The 18,272-nt window shown below is 41.0% G+C and carries 19 protein-coding genes and 4 tRNA genes; 16 read left to right on the top strand and 7 right to left on the bottom strand.

The window, feature by feature from the left end; translation table 11 throughout:
• Window positions 1–57: 57 nt before the first annotated feature.
• From orn to L0Z67_RS14915, 5 genes are all read left to right on the top strand, one after another.
• The gene (gene orn, locus L0Z67_RS14935; protein ID WP_062568533.1) at window positions 58–603 is read left to right on the top strand and encodes an oligoribonuclease; all 546 of its coding nucleotides are present in this window, start codon (window positions 58–60) and stop codon (window positions 601–603) included.
• A gap of 341 nt (window positions 604–944) precedes the next feature.
• A tRNA-Gly gene (locus L0Z67_RS14930) sits at window positions 945–1,020 on the top strand.
• Window positions 1,021–1,351: 331 nt separating this feature from the next.
• Window positions 1,352–1,427: transfer RNA gene (locus tag L0Z67_RS14925), tRNA-Gly, on the top strand.
• A gap of 175 nt (window positions 1,428–1,602) precedes the next feature.
• A tRNA-Gly gene (locus tag L0Z67_RS14920) sits at window positions 1,603–1,678 on the top strand.
• A 257-nt stretch (window positions 1,679–1,935) separates the two neighbouring features.
• A tRNA-Gly gene (locus L0Z67_RS14915) sits at window positions 1,936–2,011 on the top strand.
• Window positions 2,012–2,081: 70 nt separating this feature from the next.
• Here the strand turns inward: L0Z67_RS14915 and L0Z67_RS14910 are convergent.
• From L0Z67_RS14910 to L0Z67_RS14900, 3 genes are all read right to left on the bottom strand, one after another.
• Window positions 2,082–2,507, bottom strand: a complete 426-nt coding sequence (locus L0Z67_RS14910) for a secondary thiamine-phosphate synthase enzyme YjbQ (protein ID WP_405128199.1) — start codon at window positions 2,505–2,507, stop codon at window positions 2,082–2,084.
• Window positions 2,504–2,971, bottom strand: coding sequence for a chemotaxis protein CheX (locus L0Z67_RS14905; RefSeq protein ID WP_062568535.1), 468 nt, complete (start codon window positions 2,969–2,971; stop codon window positions 2,504–2,506). The genes L0Z67_RS14910 and L0Z67_RS14905 overlap by 4 nt, the downstream gene beginning before the upstream one ends.
• A gap of 76 nt (window positions 2,972–3,047) precedes the next feature.
• Complete coding sequence (locus L0Z67_RS14900) at window positions 3,048–3,482, bottom strand: transcriptional repressor (protein WP_062568536.1); 435 nt, start codon at window positions 3,480–3,482, stop codon at window positions 3,048–3,050.
• Between the two features lie 95 nt (window positions 3,483–3,577).
• Between L0Z67_RS14900 and L0Z67_RS14895 the strand changes: the two genes are divergently transcribed.
• Window positions 3,578–4,198, top strand: coding sequence for a MarC family protein (locus L0Z67_RS14895; protein ID WP_062568537.1), 621 nt, complete (start codon window positions 3,578–3,580; stop codon window positions 4,196–4,198).
• 98 nt (window positions 4,199–4,296) lie between these two features.
• Window positions 4,297–4,776 carry a hypothetical protein gene (locus L0Z67_RS14890; RefSeq protein WP_237127237.1) on the top strand — a complete coding sequence of 160 codons (480 nt, stop codon included), beginning with the start codon at window positions 4,297–4,299 and terminating at the stop codon, window positions 4,774–4,776.
• Window positions 4,777–5,014: 238 nt separating this feature from the next.
• On the opposite strand, the gene L0Z67_RS14885 is transcribed toward L0Z67_RS14890, so the two are convergent.
• Both L0Z67_RS14885 and L0Z67_RS14880 read right to left on the bottom strand, forming a co-directional pair.
• On the bottom strand, window positions 5,015–6,403 hold the full coding sequence (locus L0Z67_RS14885) for a HipA domain-containing protein (RefSeq protein ID WP_405128198.1): 1,389 nt from the start codon (window positions 6,401–6,403) through the stop codon (window positions 5,015–5,017).
• Window positions 6,387–6,653, bottom strand: a complete 267-nt coding sequence (locus tag L0Z67_RS14880; RefSeq protein ID WP_083515294.1) for a helix-turn-helix domain-containing protein — start codon at window positions 6,651–6,653, stop codon at window positions 6,387–6,389. Before L0Z67_RS14880 ends, L0Z67_RS14885 begins: the two co-directional genes overlap by 17 nt.
• Window positions 6,654–7,267: 614 nt before the next feature.
• On the opposite strand from L0Z67_RS14880, the gene dusA reads away from it, so the two are divergent.
• The 7 genes from dusA to L0Z67_RS14845 all read left to right on the top strand — a co-directional run bounded on the left by dusA (window position 7,268) and on the right by L0Z67_RS14845 (window position 12,099).
• A complete protein-coding gene (dusA, locus tag L0Z67_RS14875; RefSeq protein WP_267135527.1) occupies window positions 7,268–8,281 on the top strand; it encodes a tRNA dihydrouridine(20/20a) synthase DusA in 1,014 nt (337 codons plus the stop codon).
• Window positions 8,282–8,517: 236 nt separating this feature from the next.
• On the top strand, window positions 8,518–9,192 hold the full coding sequence (locus tag L0Z67_RS14870) for a PspA/IM30 family protein (protein WP_237127235.1): 675 nt from the start codon (window positions 8,518–8,520) through the stop codon (window positions 9,190–9,192).
• A gap of 10 nt (window positions 9,193–9,202) precedes the next feature.
• Window positions 9,203–9,409: a PspC domain-containing protein gene (locus L0Z67_RS14865; RefSeq protein WP_193988998.1), complete on the top strand. Its 207-nt coding sequence runs from the start codon at window positions 9,203–9,205 to the stop codon at window positions 9,407–9,409.
• 9 nt (window positions 9,410–9,418) lie between these two features.
• Window positions 9,419–9,745: a hypothetical protein gene (locus tag L0Z67_RS14860; protein ID WP_062568543.1), complete on the top strand. Its 327-nt coding sequence runs from the start codon at window positions 9,419–9,421 to the stop codon at window positions 9,743–9,745.
• 80 nt (window positions 9,746–9,825) lie between these two features.
• Complete coding sequence (locus L0Z67_RS14855) at window positions 9,826–10,332, top strand: copper chaperone PCu(A)C (RefSeq protein WP_062568544.1); 507 nt, start codon at window positions 9,826–9,828, stop codon at window positions 10,330–10,332.
• Window positions 10,333–10,340: 8 nt separating this feature from the next.
• A complete protein-coding gene (locus L0Z67_RS14850) occupies window positions 10,341–11,327 on the top strand; it encodes a DUF2333 family protein (RefSeq protein ID WP_405128197.1) in 987 nt (328 codons plus the stop codon).
• A 4-nt stretch (window positions 11,328–11,331) separates the two neighbouring features.
• On the top strand, window positions 11,332–12,099 hold the full coding sequence (locus tag L0Z67_RS14845) for a TIGR04219 family outer membrane beta-barrel protein (protein ID WP_130149630.1): 768 nt from the start codon (window positions 11,332–11,334) through the stop codon (window positions 12,097–12,099).
• A 30-nt stretch (window positions 12,100–12,129) separates the two neighbouring features.
• Here L0Z67_RS14845 and L0Z67_RS14840 read toward each other — a convergent pair whose 3' ends face one another.
• Together L0Z67_RS14840 and L0Z67_RS14835 are read right to left on the bottom strand one after the other, a co-directional pair.
• Window positions 12,130–13,017: a TIGR03899 family protein gene (locus tag L0Z67_RS14840; RefSeq protein WP_237127234.1), complete on the bottom strand. Its 888-nt coding sequence runs from the start codon at window positions 13,015–13,017 to the stop codon at window positions 12,130–12,132.
• A complete protein-coding gene (locus L0Z67_RS14835) occupies window positions 12,986–13,471 on the bottom strand; it encodes a hypothetical protein (RefSeq protein WP_237114486.1) in 486 nt (161 codons plus the stop codon). The genes L0Z67_RS14840 and L0Z67_RS14835 overlap by 32 nt, the downstream gene beginning before the upstream one ends.
• 277 nt (window positions 13,472–13,748) lie before the next feature.
• Here L0Z67_RS14835 and L0Z67_RS14830 point away from each other — a divergent pair, with 277 nt between their 5' ends.
• Both L0Z67_RS14830 and L0Z67_RS14825 read left to right on the top strand, forming a co-directional pair.
• The gene (locus tag L0Z67_RS14830; RefSeq protein ID WP_062568549.1) at window positions 13,749–15,944 is read left to right on the top strand and encodes an EAL domain-containing protein; all 2,196 of its coding nucleotides are present in this window, start codon (window positions 13,749–13,751) and stop codon (window positions 15,942–15,944) included.
• Window positions 15,945–16,066: 122 nt separating this feature from the next.
• Window positions 16,067–18,247 carry a YgiQ family radical SAM protein gene (locus L0Z67_RS14825; RefSeq protein WP_405128196.1) on the top strand — a complete coding sequence of 727 codons (2,181 nt, stop codon included), beginning with the start codon at window positions 16,067–16,069 and terminating at the stop codon, window positions 18,245–18,247.
• Window positions 18,248–18,272: the final 25 nt, after the last annotated feature.

Genomic DNA, 18,272 nt, shown 5'->3' with positions numbered 1-18,272 from the left:
ACTAATATGATATATCTAAATGCGTTGGATCTAAAGGAAAGCACCGCTAAGGTAACTATGTCTTTTCATAAATCAAATCTTATCTGGCTCGACCTGGAAATGACTGGCCTCGAACCAGCAACAGATAAAATACTCGAAATTGCCACTGTTGTCACCGACAGTGATTTAAACATCTTGGCTGAAGGCCCTGTTATTGCTATTCATCAAAGTGATGAACTGCTTGATGGCATGGACGAGTGGTGTACAACTCAGCACGGTCAATCTGGTTTAACAGCTCGTTGTAAAGCAAGCACATTCACTGAACAAGATGCTATTGATCAAACACTGGCATTTCTAAAGCAATGGGTACCTGCGGGTGCTTCACCTATGTGTGGTAATTCTATCGGCCAAGACCGCCGCTTTATGAATAAGTACATGCCTGAATTGGAAAACTACTTTCACTACCGTAACCTTGATGTGAGTACAGTTAAAGAACTTGCACGTCGTTGGAAACCTGACGTATTAGCGCAAGTGAACAAAAAAGGTTCACATCTAGCCCTCGACGATATCAAAGATTCGATCATGGAATTAAAGGTTTACCAAGAAAAATTCTTTAATTTGTAAAAAACATTTGCAAACACATCGGATTATTGTAGAATCCTGCCCCGCTTAAGACGTTAACCCTCGCGGGGTTCGTATGTCTCTAAGTAATTGAATGCGGCACTAGCTCAGTTGCCAGAACGTTTTACCGCAACCTTCAAGGTTGTGCAGCAACGGACAAATTACTGACTACTTTTGAATGCGGCACTAGCTCAGTTGCCAGAACGTTTTACCGCAACCTTCAGGTTGTGCGACAACGGACAAATTACTGACTACTTATAAAGCGGCACTAGCTCAGTTGCCAGAACGTTTTACCGCAACCTTCAGGTTGTGCGACAACGGACAAATTACTGACTACTTATAAAGCGGCACTAGCTCAGTTGGTAGAGCGCAACCTTGCCAAGGTTGAGGTCACGAGTTCGAGCCTCGTGTGCCGCTCCAATTTCTAACCAAAAGAAATTGGCTTAAGTTTCAAGAAGAAAGTAATTAACTTGAAGCTTATAACTTAAAACTAGTAACTTATTTTGCGGCACTAGCTCAGTTGCCAGAACGTTTCACCGCAACCTTCAGGTTGTGCGACAACGGACAAATTACTGACTACTTAAAAGCGGCACTAGCTCAGTTGCCAGAACGTTTTACCGCAACCTTCAAGGTTGTGCGCCAACGGACAAATTACTGACTACTTAAAAGCGGCACTAGCTCAGTTGCCAGAACGTTTTACCGCAACCTTCAAGGTTGTGCGCCAACGGACAAATTACTGACTACTTATAAAGCGGCACTAGCTCAGTTGGTAGAGCGCAACCTTGCCAAGGTTGAGGTCACGAGTTCGAGCCTCGTGTGCCGCTCCAATTTCTCACCAAAAGAAATTGATATAAGTTTTAAGGGGAAAGTTAAAAGCATGAGCTTGAAACTAGAAACTTGCAGCTTACAAGTTATTTATGCGGCACTAGCTCAGTTGCCAGAACGTTTCACCGCAACCTTTAGGTTGTGCGCCAACGGACAAATTACTGACTACTTTTGAATGCGGCACTAGCTCAGTTGGTAGAGCGCAACCTTGCCAAGGTTGAGGTCACGAGTTCGAGCCTCGTGTGCCGCTCCAATTTCTCACCAAAAGAAATTGATATAAGTTTTAAGGGGAAAGTTAAAAGCATGAGCTTGAAACTAGAAACTTGCAGCTTACAAGTTATTTATGCGGCACTAGCTCAGTTGCCAGAACGTTTCACCGCAACCTTTAGGTTGTGCGCCAACGGACAAATTACTGACTACTTTTGAATGCGGCACTAGCTCAGTTGCCAGAACGTTTCACCGCAACCTTTAGGTTGTGCAGCAACGGACAAATTACTGACTACTTATAAAGCGGCACTAGCTCAGTTGGTAGAGCGCAACCTTGCCAAGGTTGAGGTCACGAGTTCGAGCCTCGTGTGCCGCTCCAATCTCTAGACAAATCCCAAAATACTTTCTTAAATAATTTAGTTAATGCCAAGTTTTGCTTACAGCTTGTTTTAGATCTGACCTTGAATCGTCGCGACAATACGTCTTGCACCATCTTGATCTCGGTGTTCACCTAAATAGATACCTTGCCAAGTACCTAGCATTAAACGGCCTTGATTAATTGGAATGGTGAGCTCAGCACCTAATGTACTGCTTTTTATGTGGGCTGGCATATCATCATCACCTTCATAATCATGACGATAATAACTTTGTCGTTCTGGCACAAAATGATTGAAGTGACTTTCCATATCCATTCGTACAGTAGGATCTGCATTTTCGTTAATAGTTAAGCTTGCAGAAGTATGCTGAATGAAAAGATGTAACAAACCAACTTTGTATTGCCTTATTTCAGGAAGTTGACGAAGTAGCTCGTCATCAATGATGTGAAAGCCTCGTGAACGAGGCTTCAATTGAATGGTTTTTTGCTGCCAGCTCATAGTTTATCAAAGCTAACTTCAATATTAGCGTTACCATCAGCTGAAGTGAATGGAATTAACACCTTAGCACCCTCACATTTATGAGCGATTGTATGTCCTTTACCAGACACAACGACAGGTGTTGCCATATCAAACTCATAGCCTTTTTCGCCGAGTAGGTTTTTAGCGCCACCTGTTACCATATTGGTAATTTCGCCCACCATGTCAGTGACTTCTTCATTGACTGAGTCTGGTCGCTCACCTAGCATTCTTTCCATAATGGTTAATGCTAGATTTTCATCAAAAGTAATTGATAGTGAGCCTTTTGTTTGTGGCCCCACCATACCAATCAAGCCTGACACATCGCCACGGGCTAACTCATCTTTTTTTAAACTTGGTTTACCCGGTTTTAATTCTGTTTGAGCCATGGTGCTCAATACATTCAATAATGATGATAAAAAAGGGTTGATGAACTCTACATTCATTGTTTATTTTCCCTCAGATTACGCAGTTAAACTGTTTTTCTAACTATAAGTGTAGTGGCTGTATGTGACAGCGCACTTAATCTTTGCAATTTTCACATTTACCGTGAGCTTCGATAGTTTGTCCTGAGACAATAAACCCACTCTCTGCGGCTAGGTTATTTAGTTCGTGTGAAATAACGGTTGAGTGTAATTCTTTAACATAGCCACAACTGTCACATATGAGTAATTGTACAGGGTGAATATGATCAAAATGATGGCACAACATAAATGAGTTGGTACTTTCAATTTTGTGAATAAAGCCAAGTTCTGACAAGAAATCGAGAGCACGATAAATAGTGGCAGGTTTTGCGCCTGACTCTGTTAATTTAAGTTGTTCTAATAAGTCATAAGCACCAACGCCACCCTGAGCACTTGCTAGCAGGCGGAATACTTTCTCACGGATAGGTGTGAAACGTGCCCCACGATTATCGCAGACTTGTTTTGCTTTACTGACGAGTGATTCTATATTCATCTTCTCTTATCCTTACGCTACCGTGATATACTAACATACTGTATTGTAGTTGCAGTGTTTTTATTCGCTAACACGTTTTATAGGGAGTTTTCTTAATGAATGAATTGCTTGCTGCATTCATTTTCTTTTTTGCCGTCATTGACCCTATCGGTACAGTGCCTGTATTTATTGCTGTTACTCGTTGGGATGATGCTAAATTTAAGCGTAAAGTTGCGTTAAAGGCAGTTGGCGTTTCTGCATTAGTTTTATTGTTCTTTGTGATTGCTGGTGAACTACTTTTAAACGCGATCAATATTCCGCTTTCAGCGTTTCAGATTGCCGGAGGTATCGTATTATTAATTTTTGCCTTGTCGATGATATTCGGTGAAAGTAAACCTGAAACTGAAATCAAAAGCGTTCGCGACAGTACCGAAACTGCTATTTTTCCATTAGCCATTCCTTCTATAGCCAGCCCAGGTGCCATGCTTGGTGCGGTGCTAATGACTCGAAATACAGAATACACTTGGTATGAGCAGCTTGTAACATCATCAATCATGCTTTCTGTATTAGTGATTGTGTTGGTTTTATTATTGCTCGCAACACATGTACATAAGTTAATTGGCGATAGTGGGGCAAGTATTATTAGCCGAGTAATGGGATTAATTTTATCTTCCGTGGCTGTGACTAATATTTTGGGGGGAATTGCTCATTACTTTGGTTTAGCTGTGACAGCATAATTTAAATTTAAAGTGCATTTTCAGTAATTTAAATTTTGAATTATTGCCTGCTTTTATCTAACTTAAAGGAAGGCAATATAAAATTTAAGGAACAAAGAATGCTCATTAAAAATGTTATTTTATCTATTTTTCTGATTTTTAGTTTAGGCGCTTGCATGGAGCCAACCTATGATAGTGGTAAGCTAAAAGTGATTGAAGTGACCGACCACGATTTTAAAATTAATGGGGAGAGCGCCGTTACGATAATTGTAGGCCATGCTAATGTGGCGGAATACAGCTTTTCTATTCGTAAAAGTGATCTTAAAAAGGGCACACTTTTGCAGTCTGAGTCTGATAACAATTCAAATGTGCGTGCCGATGGTACTTTCTTTAGCGAGTATTACGTACAGTCAAAAGATCATGATACACATGCATCCATTGAAATTGTAGAGATAGATCCTGCCCAGAAAGTTGCTCGCATTGCAGTGGGTGCTAAATTGGTTAATCTGAAAAATGAAGATTATAAAGAGCTTGAAATCACTGTTTTAGAGCTTACAGGCAAAAACCTTGAGCACCTTCTAAACGAAGTGAAAATGTAGTCTTTACATTTTTATTTTATTCATCGAAGAAGTGAGATTGCAGTACACTTCTTCGCCTCTTTTCATCATCTGATCTTCGATTAAGCCATGTGCCGTTTTTCTGTAGCACCCATGTTAGAAAGTAATCATACACGCGGAAAAATAGATTTAATCATATGATTTATAAGTACTTTTATTCGATGCCTACTTATTGTCATGCCACTTTAATGAAATAAATAGAAATAGCTAGAAATTCACACTAAATTAAGTCGCTCATTTCCGTTATTTTATCCACCTCTGAACTTAGCTCTTCAACTGCTTCATCAATGATTTGAATACAGGTATCAACATGCTGTATTTCAGAATCAGTTAACTGCTGTTTAAGCGCATCAGCTTTGGCTAAATCAACAGAGCTTTGCACTTGTTTAATCATTTGCCTCATCAACAATTGCAGACGTGCGAGCGATATTTCGAATTCTTGGGCGAAGTCAGCCAACATGTAAGCGGTAAATGGGTGATTAAAATTACCTGCACTGCCAGAACCATATTCACCTATAGACATCGCAAATTGGTTTGCCATTGGTATTTTAGAATTTTCCTCAGCTTGTCTTGCTTGGATCTCTCGAATAATGGCCTCAATATTTACTAAATCGTAAAATGGCGTAAGACTTAGCCCTTGTTTACCCACAAAGAAACTGATGTTCTTGCCGTGCGCATCATAGTTGCGTACCAAAATATTAAAGGTCATCCAGCGTATAAGTTGTGTTTGGTACGCTTCGGCATTAGTTGTTTGTACATTAAATAGCTTCACAAAAGACACACCATCACGAATATAAATACCGTCGCCTTCATCACCATGTTGACGTTCGTATTTGTATGATGGGGGTAGGTTGGTTGCTTGGCAGCCATCGATAATGTGACGGCGCATAACACGCTGTTGCTCAGTTATTAACTTGCGGTCAAAACGGTCAATCACAAACGCACTGACTTCTCCGTATTTTCGTACTGCTACGTTTGGTACATCAATACCCGAATGCTTTGCCAATAACATGGTAAATAACTCATTCACGGCGATAAAAGGTGCTTTTCCCGTTTCAAACTTAAAGATCTTATTGGAGCAAAGCTGGCCTTCACCAAACCCTAATTTGCCCTCAATTTCTAATAAGTTGAGTTTATCTTGTACACCCGCGACTGATAGCCTTGTACGACCATCCCAATAAGTAATAGATTCTCCAGCATTCTTAAAACGAGCTAGCTTTTCGGTTAGTTCTTCATTAGTGACTTCTCGAAATGAAGTTTCGGTTTCTTCATTGTTTTGACTTGTAAATGATAACGCGCCAGATGTGTCAGCGCCGATGATCTTGATAAGCCCAAAGGTATTATTTTTGGAGATAGTTGTATTACTAATGATCTCTTCTAACCCTTTACCCTCAGGCAACAAGTTTTGTAAAAAGTTACGGACAGCCCTGTGATCAAACTCACCGTTCAAAGGCAGGTGGGGCGAGATAGCAAAACCCTCTTTGATCCAATCAGGCTCGTAAGTTAAGGTTAATTCGGTTTCAGAGCCTACAGGAATGGTTATTATCGCAATTTTACGACCATGACCGATATAAACGTTCAGGGTATTTAGATCAGTACCAGTCATCACTTACCTCTGTTCCTTCTTTGGAAGTAGCATCATCACAAAGAAGGCTAAATGAAAGACCAAGGTATTCCATTACTTTGAGTAGGTTCGTTAACTTTACATTGGTATTGCCTTTTTCTATTTTCACCAGCGTTGGCTTTGAAATCGATAATGCTTCAGATACATCTACTAAAGACAGCTTCATACCTGTTCGCTTTGCAGTGATCGCTTCAGCGAGTTGAGTCGGGGTAAAGCGTTCTGATAAGTTAGGCATGGCTGTTGCCTTAACCGCCTTACCTGTTCTGTTTGTTTTGGCTAAATTACCCATATAAGTTAATTATTATTTACTTTTAAATATAAAGTAATGCTGAATTGGTTATAAGTCAAATATAATTAACTTATAGGTTTTAAAAAGCCTTTTTTCTTTAAAAGTCAGTTATAATTTACTTTTAATTCTCTGTCTAGAAGTCTAGGGACGTTTTAATAGCACTCCTTACTTCTGCACTTTGAGGACCTTTGTAACCTAACGAGTATTCTTGTATCCAATCGTGCGCCTCTCCAATAGAAATAATATGCATTGAATGGATATCATCACTCAAAATTGCATAGGCTACGTCTAATTCGGAAGTGTTTTTTGCCTAGGCTTTCTGCCAGTACTCTTTTACTGAATGTTTTACTTTCGTTGTGTATAATCTTTCCTTTAGACTTCTCGCGTACTACGCACTTGTAGCGGTAGTCGCCTGAAGCAAGACGGCGTTTTTCGATATTGTATGAAGCCATTGAGTAACCCTAAGTTATCGATCAGTCCTACCCCGCGGGGGTGACTATAGGGTGACTGTATATCGAAACTCGCGGCGATTTAAGGTAATTCAAGGCAATTCAGACTATATGAGTAACACACTAAATAAGGGCTCTAGCCCAGTAATAGCAGGTAATACAGGGTTTAGACGGTTTAGCGTGGCACCTATGCTGGATTGGACTGATCGTCATTGTCGAACCTTTCACCGTAAAATGACTAAGCATGCTGTGCTATACACTGAGATGGTGACAACCGGCGCTATTTTATTTGGTAAAGGTGACTACTTACACTTTAATGAGCATGAAGGGCCTGTGGCATTGCAACTTGGTGGCTCTGACCCAGAAGCGTTGGCGAAGTGTGCTAAATTAGCGGCTGAACGCGGCTATCATGAAGTAAACTTAAATGTGGGATGTCCGTCTGATCGCGTTCAAAATGGTCGCTTTGGTGCTTGTTTAATGGCTGAGCCTAAACTCGTTGCTGACTGCGTTGCAGCAATGAAGGCCGAGGTAACTATTCCTGTTACTGTTAAAACTCGCATTGGTATTGATGAGCAAGACTCGTATGAGTTTTTGTGTGCCTTAATAGAAGCAAGTCATGATGTGGGGTGTGATGACTTTATTATTCATGCCCGTAAAGCATGGTTAAATGGTCTAAGTCCAAAAGAAAACCGTGAGATCCCACCTCTAGATTACCCGCGTGTTTATCAGTTGAAAACAGATTACCCACAACTGCACTTAAGCTTAAATGGCGGCGTGAAAACCATCGCTGATAGCATAGCTCATCTTGAGTATGTTGACGGTGTTATGATTGGCCGTGAAGCGTATAGTAATCCATTTATTTTATCTGAAGTGGATGAAAAAATTTATGGTGATGAAGCTTTTATGCTTAATCGTCATCAGGTTGTGCGCGCTATGTATGACTATATTGAAGATGAAATGAGTAACGGCGCTAATTTTTGGCATATTGCTCGTCACATGTTGGGGATTTTCCAAGGGCAACCAGGTGCGCGTGGTTTTAGACGTCATTTGTCTGAGAACGGGCACGGTAAAGCGGCTGACTTATCTGTTATGGATAAAGCCTTAAGTTTTGTCCCAGAAGCCTAATCATATATCTCGTTAAAAAAGCCACATTTTGTGGCTTTTTTTGATCCTAAAATTTGGTGAAAAAGTTAGCTTTTTAGTCAAATTAGTTATTTTTCATTCAGTCACTAGTCAGCCGAAAACTAAACTTAAGTAATTTAACGCTTTGTATTTATTTAATAAATTAATTTTATTTGTTAGTTGGCACAAGAATTGGAATCTCCTAGCTGTATTAACCCAATTATCAACAGGAGAGTCACATGGGTGTATTAAATCGCGTAAATGACATTATTCAGGCAAATCTTTCTGCAGCACTCGATAAAGCGGAAGACCCTGAAAAGTTACTTAATCTACTCGTGCAAGAAATGCAGGATGCACTAACTGAATGCCGTGCAACCGCTGCGACATTTTTAACGCAAGAAAAGCAAATGAAGCGTGAAATAGCTGCAAAACAAACGAAAGTAGCAGACTGGCAAGCGAAAGCAGAAAAAGCGCTGAGTAAAGAGCGTGACGACCTTGCCAAAGCTGCACTAGTAGAAAAGCAGCGCTTAATTACAGAGATTGAAGCGCAGCAAGCTGAAATGGATAAGGTGGCTGAATCACTGTCTAAATTAACTGAAGATTGTCAGCGTTTACAAAACAAGCTTGCAGATGCCAAAGCCAAGCAACTGACCTATATGCAAAAAGAGCGCGTCGTTACAGCACGTTTAAAAGTAAAAGAGCAGTTGCATAGCAATAAGGTGACGGATGCACTAGCGCGTTTTGACTACTTAGAGCAGCGCGTTGAAAACATTGAATCGCAAGTCGAAGCGTACGAGTTAACGCACGCAGATGCTGCCAACTCAACCGCTGCTCAAATCGCTGCCTTAGAGAAAAATGAGGCGATCGATAAAGAGCTTGCTGATTTAAAAGCTACGATGAAGCAGTCAGCTTAGGAGGTTAATGATGAACACTTATCATACATCATCACGTTGGTACCGAGATTTAAGCAATAAGAAAATCTCGGGAGTGTGCAGTGGACTCGCTGCGCGCTTAGGGTTTCCAGTATGGTCTACGCGATTGGTGATGATCATATTACTGATTAATATGCCGCTGTTAATAGGCGTGGGTTATTTAGTTGCTCACTGTTCTTTACCAGTAAAAGGTTACTAGGAGTAGAGCATGAAAACGTTAGCTATCATCGTCTTAGCAATGCTATTGCTGTGTACCGATGCAGTGTCATTCGTATCGTTTGACTCGTGGCAGTTGCCGTTATCAATTGCTGATATGAGCTGGGCAGGGCTTGAAGTCATCGGTGCGATAGTGGCAGTGATTGCCGTTGTGGCAGGTGTTGCATTATTCACTATTGGCCTACTTGGCGCTGGTGTTGTTGCTGTGATAGGTGTTGTGCTTGCGTTTCTATTTGGCTCAGTGATGGTTGCATGGCCATTGTTGTTAATCGCCGCATTATGCTGGTTGATTGCTGATAACAAAAAATCAGCGGCTTAGCGCCTTAATAAACTGCCTTAATAAACAAAGTATGCTAAATTTAGCGGGTAAGTTGATGTCTTAACAAGGATTAAAGCACGATGAAGCTGTTACCCGCACTCTCTTTTCTTACTGCAAGTTTACTTTATAGCACTTTTTCATTTGCTCATAGTGGTCATGACCATACTGATAGCGCTGAAATTTCAGTCAGTAATGCGCAAGTCCGTGAGTTTTTACCCGCGAGCAAAGCCAGTGTTGCCTATATGACTATCACAAACCCTAGCAATCATGCTGCTGTTTTAACGAAGGCTGAACTAGATGGTTTGGGGCGCGTTGAAATTCATCAGCATACACATGTGGATGGCATGATGAAAATGGAGCAGGTTTTATCATTAGAGATTGATGCCCACAGCAGCGTTGAGTTTAAACCTGGGGGGTATCATTTGATGGTGTTTGAGCCAGAAGATAAGCTACAAGCAGGGCAAGAACGAAAACTCACGCTATATTTTAAAGATGGAAATCGCGTTTTTACTCAAGCTAAAGTTGTATCTTTACAAACAATGACAGAAGAAAAACCGCAAAAAAGTAAAGAGCACTCACATCACTAGGAGATAATATGTCTGAACACAAAGGAAAAATAGCCAGTGCGTTGCTTATAATTTTAATTATTTTTTATGCAATTGCCTTTTATTGGAGTAGTGAGCCTGCTCGTATGGATGTGGTAAGCAAGGCGAAGCAAGAAGCACAAATGCGCGGCGATAAATTTGTGACGGGCTATACCACGACAAGCACACTGATCAACGTTGCTGATACACTGTTAAATAAACCGGGTGGTTATCTATCTAATGATATTATGCCACCGAGTGTAATGATGGATAATATGCCTGCATGGGAATATGGCGCGCTTGAGATGACGCGAGACTTAGTGTTGTCGATGCGAAAAGATTTTAGCCGTTCACAATCTCAATCAACAGAACATGCAGCACTTAAAAAGGCACAACCACAATTTAATATTAGCTCTGAGGCGTGGGCATGGCCTAGTGCAGAAGCAGAGTATCAAAAAGGTATCAATTACCTCATTGTTTACCGTAGCCAAATTGCCGACCAAAATGACAGAGACAGTCAATTTTATGCTCGTGCAGATAACTTGCGTAGCTGGCTAAAAGAGGCTGAGAAGCGCCTTGGTAGCTTAAGCCAACGATTAAGTGCCAGTGTCGGTCAAGAACGTTTAAACACAGACTTAGCCGGCGATACAGCGGCTCATCAAGCAACGTACACGCCATTGCAAAATCAAGTGAAAACATCTTGGTGGCAAATTGATGATGTATTTTATGAATCGCGAGGTGCAACATGGGCATTACTGCACTTTTTACAAGCGGTGGAGTATGATTTTGCCGATGTACTAGAAAAGAAAAATGCTCGAGTGAGCCTGCAGCAAATTATTCGTGAATTAGAGGCTACACAAGAAACAGTGTGGAGCCCGATGATTCTCAATGGCAGTGGGTTTGGCTTTGTAGCAAACCATTCACTGGTGATGGCAAATTATATTTCGCGAGCCAATGCGGCTCTAATTGAACTTAGCGAACTTTTAGCGCAAGGATAAAATGATGAAAAAGTACTGTTTAGCGGCCGCGCTGTCGATGGCCTGTTTAGCACCTACAGCACAAGCTGATACTTTATTGGGCCTGTACTTGGGTGTTGATGGCTGGCGGTCAGATAATAGTGGTAGTTTTGCTCAAAACGACAACTTACAAAACTTTAATTATGATGATGAGACATTCATTAGTTATTACGCGGCACTAGAGCATCCCGTACCTTTAGTTCCTAACTTTAAATTTAAGTACACTGAGCTTGAGCTAAATGGCTCAACAACCTTAGATGATACGTTTAGTTTTGGTGATGCTGATTACGTTGTTGGTACGCAAGTAGGCACGGTGAGTGATTTATCTCATATCGATTATATTCTTTATTACGAGATTTTTGATAATGATCTCGTTTCGATTGATTTAGGCTTAAACGCAAAGCAATTTGATGGTGATATCGTTGTCACTGGTACGTCACAAAATGGTGGCCCTGCATCAACAGAACGTGTTGATTTTTCTGGCTTCGTTCCTTTAGTTTACGGTCGTGCGGAAGTGGGTTTGCCACTGACAGGTCTGAGCGTTTTCTTTGAAGGAAGTATGCTTGCGATTGATGATAGCAAAGTACAAGACTACCAAGTGGGTATCGCGTATGCGTTACTTGATAATCTTGCGGTTGATTTAGACGTTAAAGCCGGTTACCGCTCAATGACCTTAGAGCTTGATGATGTTGATGATATTTATACAGATATTGATGCATCAGGCCCATTTGCGGGTATTCAAGTACACTTCTAAGCACTTTACTTAGTAAAAGTAGCTGGCAGGTTATTTGTTTACTTGCCAGCTAGTTTCGAATTCCTCTTCTAACGATGTAGATACTATTTGTTTGTAGGCCTTGTTAACAGGTGAGGCAATAAGCTTTCTTAGCTCATCCCCCGTTTGTGTAAATTTATAATAGCTCAGTACTAAGTCATTACTTTTTGCTTTTAGGGTTAAGCGCTGATGCATAAAGCTTAAATTAAATTCCTGTCCGGCTTTTAAAACAGCCGATTCGATCTCTTTTCGGTATAACAGGTTAATATCCATCAGTGTCAAAATATCAGGAAAACTGACAGGTGTTTTACCTAAGTTTAATGACACCTTGTTACCTTTACGTAGTAAATCAAACAAGGAAGGCTTTTTATAAAAGCCCAACAAAATAAGGTTGCTGTTATCTTTTTCATTAAAACCACATAGCGACGTGCAGCGCTGAAGTGCGTCAGCTTCACGCTGAGTCATATGCTTGAGTGTTTGCAGGCTTTTTATGGAAAAAGTACCAGGCGAAACAGTTTCACCTGCCAATATCTTAGCCCAGAGCTTTTGCATTGAAGTATTGGCCGTATCTTCGCATAAACTTATGAAACGCTCTATCCAATCCGAGTCAGGTTGATGGCGTCCTGTTACATCAGGGCAAAAGCCCATTGCCATAGCCATGATTGTTTCTATGTTTTCTTGGCGTTTAATAAATTGAATCTCTTGACGAGTGTGAGCTCGCTCTAATAAGCCGACATCAGCCTTTATTTTGTAGGGAAGTTGTTGTTGCCCTTGTGAAGAATAGCTATCACTGTCTAGGTTATTAATTCTTGCAGAAGGGGACTTATGAATAGAATACCCGAGTTGGTTTTCTATAATATTGGCAAGGTTAACTCTTGCTTGTGCCGTTTTGACTGTCATCGCTGGCATTGGCCTTGTTGGTAGTGGTTAATTGCGCATGTGTTTTTATATTATTAAGCGCAAGCTTTACCGTGTTGTTAAGTATGTATTGGCTTAAAAGGGCAAGGTAGCCACCTATAATTGGGGTGTTTACCTCACCATGAAGCGTGCATATGATTTCAACATCATTGCCTTGATTTAAGTAACGAATAGAACCTCGAGCAATGTGTTCTTGGTTAAATAAAATGTTGAAGCTCATTCCTTCGTCGTTCATTTGTGTAATTGTCATTTCACCCGCTCCCCAGCGACTATCCCAAAATTGATGGGCGCCGACACCTTGACTTGGTTCTGCTATTGTAAACTGAATACTCGGATCGACTGCTTCCCAAGGTTGCCATTGTGGCCATTGGTTCAAGTCCGTAACGAGCGAGGCAATATCGTCACGCTTAGCGGTGACTGTTATTGCTTTATTCACAGTATATTGCTGTGCAAGCATCAGCCCAATTACTAAAATTATAAGGGCACATATAAACAGTGTCTTTATACACAGAACGAAGAGTTTAATAATCTCACCTCAGGTAATAATTTTATAGCTTTCATAACATTATACGTATCATAGACTATAATCTACACAATATAAGTTATCAGCAATGTATCATAGTCAAATTAAGTGGTAGAATTTTCCATCAAGGCTGTAAAATGGGACGGAACCATCGTTGCAGTTTTTAGATGGGTAGTCTAAGGAATTATTAATGGCATCAGAGAGTAACGACTTTTTATTTAGTGATCAGGATGATGAACAGCCGTTAGAGGAGTCTGTTTCGGATTTTTGGGATGTGTTAATCGTTGATGATGACCCAGAAATACATTCTGTTACTAAACTTGCCCTCTCTGGTGTAGAGTTTTGGGATAAAACGTTACGCTTTCATCACGCCTACTCAGGAGCCGAGGCGCTCACTGTCCTTAAAGAAAACCTATCAATTTCTGTTGTATTACTTGATGTTGTGATGGAGTCTGATGATGCAGGCTTGCAGGTGGTTAAACAAGTTCGCGAATGCCTAAATAACCATAACGTACGCATTATTTTACGAACAGGACAACCAGGTTATGCCCCAGAAGAAAAGGTAATTCGTGAGTATGATATTAATGATTACAAGACGAAAACAGAATTAACACGTAGTAAGCTGATTACATCACTGGTTACTGCTATTCGCTCCTATGAGCAAGTTTGTCAACTTGAGTTTCAAAGTCGTGCGCTGAATAACATTCTTTATGCTTCAAAAGCTATTTTAGGGTTTACTGATATTAAAGCATTTACGATGGCTGTGATTAAACAGTTATCGTTTATTTTAGATTGTGAGCCGAAAGGGGTCGTGTGTGGCTCCTTAGAAGATGATAATCAAATATGTGTGTTAGGGGGCTGTGCAGAATATAACAGTTTTATTGGACAAGGTATTGAACAACTTGATGATGGTCGCATTATTTTACAAGTTAAAAATTGCCTAGAGCAGTCACAGCACCAACATACAGATATCGATAGCACTTACTTACTGAAAAGTAAAAACCGTCAAGCAGCAATCTACTTGGAAACAGAGCATATTCCAAGCCCGTCACAACTTCAGTTTGCTGAAATATTCCTCACCAACGTCAGTGTAGGATTAGATAATGTGCGTTTATTTAATCGACTGCGTGATGCTGCCTATAAAGATATCTTAACGGGCCTGTCTAACCGCAATGATTTTATGAACAAAATTGAACGCTTCTACCAGCCAAATAAAAATGATTACGTATTTTTATTAATAGATGTTGCGCATTTTTCAGATATAAACAATGGCTTAGGTCAAGAAATTGGCAACCTGTTATTAATGGCCATCGTTGAAAGGCTTGAGCAAGAATACCCTAATGCAGAGCTAATATCGCGTATTGGTGCGGATGTGTTTGGTTTACTATTGCCAAAAGAGCAGTATGATCTTGAGCTACTTCGAGAGCATTTGAGTTTGCCATTCAATGCAGGAGAACATATTTTACCTATTAATTTTAAAATAGGTTTATGTAACCAAAGTGATTTTCAGCAAGCAGGGATCGAGACTTTAAAACTAGGTTATATCGCGCTAAACCAAGCTAAAAAGCAGTCAATGGAAGCTGTGGTAACTTATACGCCTGATATGGAAGAAAAAATGGCGTGGCGATTAGGAATTATTAGACAGTTACGTCAAGACTTTGAGCAACGTAAACTAGAAGTATGGTTTCAGCCACAACTTGATTTAACGACCCTTAAGATTATTGGCTGTGAGGCATTGTTGCGTTGGCCCTCTGGTAATGGTCAATATATTTCTCCGGCTATTTTTGTGCCTATGGCCGAAGATGCTGGCTTAATTGTTGATATTGGCCAATGGGTACTTGAACAAGCATGTATGCAGCAAAAGCGACTTGAAGCCATGGGCATCGAAATTAGTATAGCGGTTAATGTGTCAGTGCCTCAGTTTAAAGTGAAAGGTTACGCGCAGCAGGTAAAAGATACATTAAATCAATACCAAGTTAAGCCGCAATTTATAGAGTTAGAAGTAACAGAAAGCGTGGTTATGGACGAACTTGCAAGTGTCATTACCACCTTAAAAGAATTGAAAGAGTTTGGCATAGAGATTGCGATTGATGATTTCGGTACTGGTTTTTCATCACTCAGTTATTTACAACAACTCCCGTTAGATCGCTTAAAAATTGATAGGGCATTTGTCAAAGACTTACCAGATAAAGATAGTGAAGCAATTGCAGCGTTAATTATTTCTTTAGGTGCAAGACTCGGCTTGAAAACCATCGCAGAAGGGGTGGAAACACAAGCTCAAGCTGATTATCTTCTAGAGCTTGGCTGTGATGAAGTACAAGGCTTTATGTATGCTAAGCCTATGCCAGAAAAAGAGTTAATAACGTATTTGCAAGCCAAGCATTAAGTGGCTCTTTAAAAAATGCACCCACATGCTAACGCCCTTCAAATTGAAGGGCGTTTTGTTTTCTATAATAATGACTCATAGTGGGGTATAATTCGCCCCCTTTTGGTAGCAGAGTACATTTTATGAGCGCATTAAAAGCCGAGCGCGGCCTGTTTTCTTACCCTAAATATTGGGCCGAATGCTATGGCACAGCGCCATTTTTACCCACTACTCGCGCTGAGATGGATGCGTTGGGCTGGGATAGCTGTGACATTATTATCGTCAGCGGTGATGCGTATGTTGATCATCCTAGCTTTGGTATGGCGGTGATTGGTCGCATGCTTGAATCACAGGGGTTTCGTGTTGGTATCATTGCCCAGCCTGATTGGAACTCTAAAGATGCTTTTATGGCATTAGGTAAGCCTAACTTATTCTTTGGTGTAACCGCGGGTAACATGGACTCAATGATCAACCGTTATACCGCAGAAAAGCGTATGCGTCATGATGATGCTTATACACCAGGTAACATAGGCGGTAAACGTCCTGACCGTGCGGTGGTTGTATATAGCCAACGTTGTCGCGAGGCCTATAAAGACGTGCCGTTGATCATCGGTGGTATTGAGGCGAGTTTACGTCGAATTGCTCATTATGATTACTGGCAAGAAAAAGTACGTCGAAGTGTGTTGTTTGATGCCAAAGCCGACATTTTAATTTACGGTAATGCTGAGCGTCCATTAGTTGAGGTTGCCCACCGCATCGCTGGTGGCGAAGCCATAGAGACTATTCAAGATATCCGCGGTACTGCGGTTATTCGTAAAGAGCCTTTACCTGGCTGGCGTGGTAGTGATTCCACTGCCATCGATAAAGTCGGTAAGATTGATCCAATTCCAAATCCGTATGGTGCCGATGATGTTGGTTGTAGTAAGTCTGAGTTTAAACAAGCGGGTATTGATTTAACCGCCGAGGCTGCTAAACCAATTACTATTCAACCTGCACGGCCTAAGCCATGGGAAAAGACATACGTAAAGTTGCCAGCGTATGAGCAAGTCATTGTGAATAAACCACTTTATGCCCATGCATCGCGTATTTTACACCAAGAAACAAACCCAGGCTGTGCGCGTGCGTTATTTCAGCGTCATGGCGATCGTTCTATTTGGGTCAATCCGCCTGCATTCCCACTTGAAACAGAAGAGATGGATGGGGTATTCGGTTTACCCTATCAGCGTATTCCACATCCAAGTTATGGTGATGAGAAAATCCCTGCCTACGAGATGATCAAAACCTCAGTGAATATTATGCGTGGCTGTTTCGGCGGCTGTTCATTCTGTTCGATTACTGAACATGAAGGGCGCATTATCCAAAGTCGTTCTGAGCAATCAATCATTGATGAAATTGAGCAAATTCGTGACAAAGTGCCAGGCTTTACAGGGGTTATTTCTGATTTAGGTGGGCCGACAGCGAATATGTACAAGCTGCGTTGTAAGAGTAAAAAAGCAGAAAGTACGTGTCGTCGTTTATCCTGTGTATACCCTGATATTTGTAAGCACATGGACACTGATCACACGCCAACTATCGAACTTTATAAAAAGGCTCGTGACGTTAAAGGCGTGAAGAAGATTTTAATTGCCTCTGGCGTTCGTTATGACTTAGCAGTTGAAGATCCTCGTTACGTAAAAGAGTTAGTTACTCACCATGTTGGTGGTTACTTGAAAATAGCCCCAGAGCATACTGAAGATGGCCCGCTCTCTAAAATGATGAAGCCAGGTATGGGTGCCTACGATAAGTTTAAAGAGTTATTTGATAAGTATTCGAAAGAAGCGGGTAAGAAGCAGTACTTGATCCCGTATTTTATTTCTGCTCATCCAGGCACCAAAGACGAAGATATGGTGAACATGGCGCTGTGGTTAAAGAGTAATGACTTTAAGCTTGATCAAGTGCAGAATTTTTATCCATCACCCATGGCAAATGCAACAACGATTTATCATACTGAGATGAACTCGCTGCGTAATATTAAAAACAATACTGAGCAAGTAGCTGTGCCAAAAGGTGCACGCCAGCGTCGCTTACATAAGGCTATATTGCGTTATCATGATCCAGCAGGTTGGCCAATGATCCGTGAAGCGCTGAAAAAAATGGGTAAGGCGAACTTAATTGGTAAAGGACCAAATTGCTTGATACCTGAAGAGAGCCGCAATGAGAAAGCAGCGAAAGGAAAGGGCGGTAAAGGCCGTGCAGCACTGACACGTCACACTGGTTTTAGCCAGTTTAAAAAGGCCAATACTAAACCTAGAGTTGGTAAAAATAAGCAGCGTGCAAGTAAATAGAAATAAAAACGGCCCTTAGAAGGGC

This window comes from Pseudoalteromonas sp. PB2-1 (assembly GCF_045040605.1).
Taxonomy (GTDB): Bacteria; Pseudomonadota; Gammaproteobacteria; order Enterobacterales; family Alteromonadaceae; genus Pseudoalteromonas; species Pseudoalteromonas arabiensis.
This window is presented reverse-complemented; position numbering and strand designations above follow the sequence as displayed.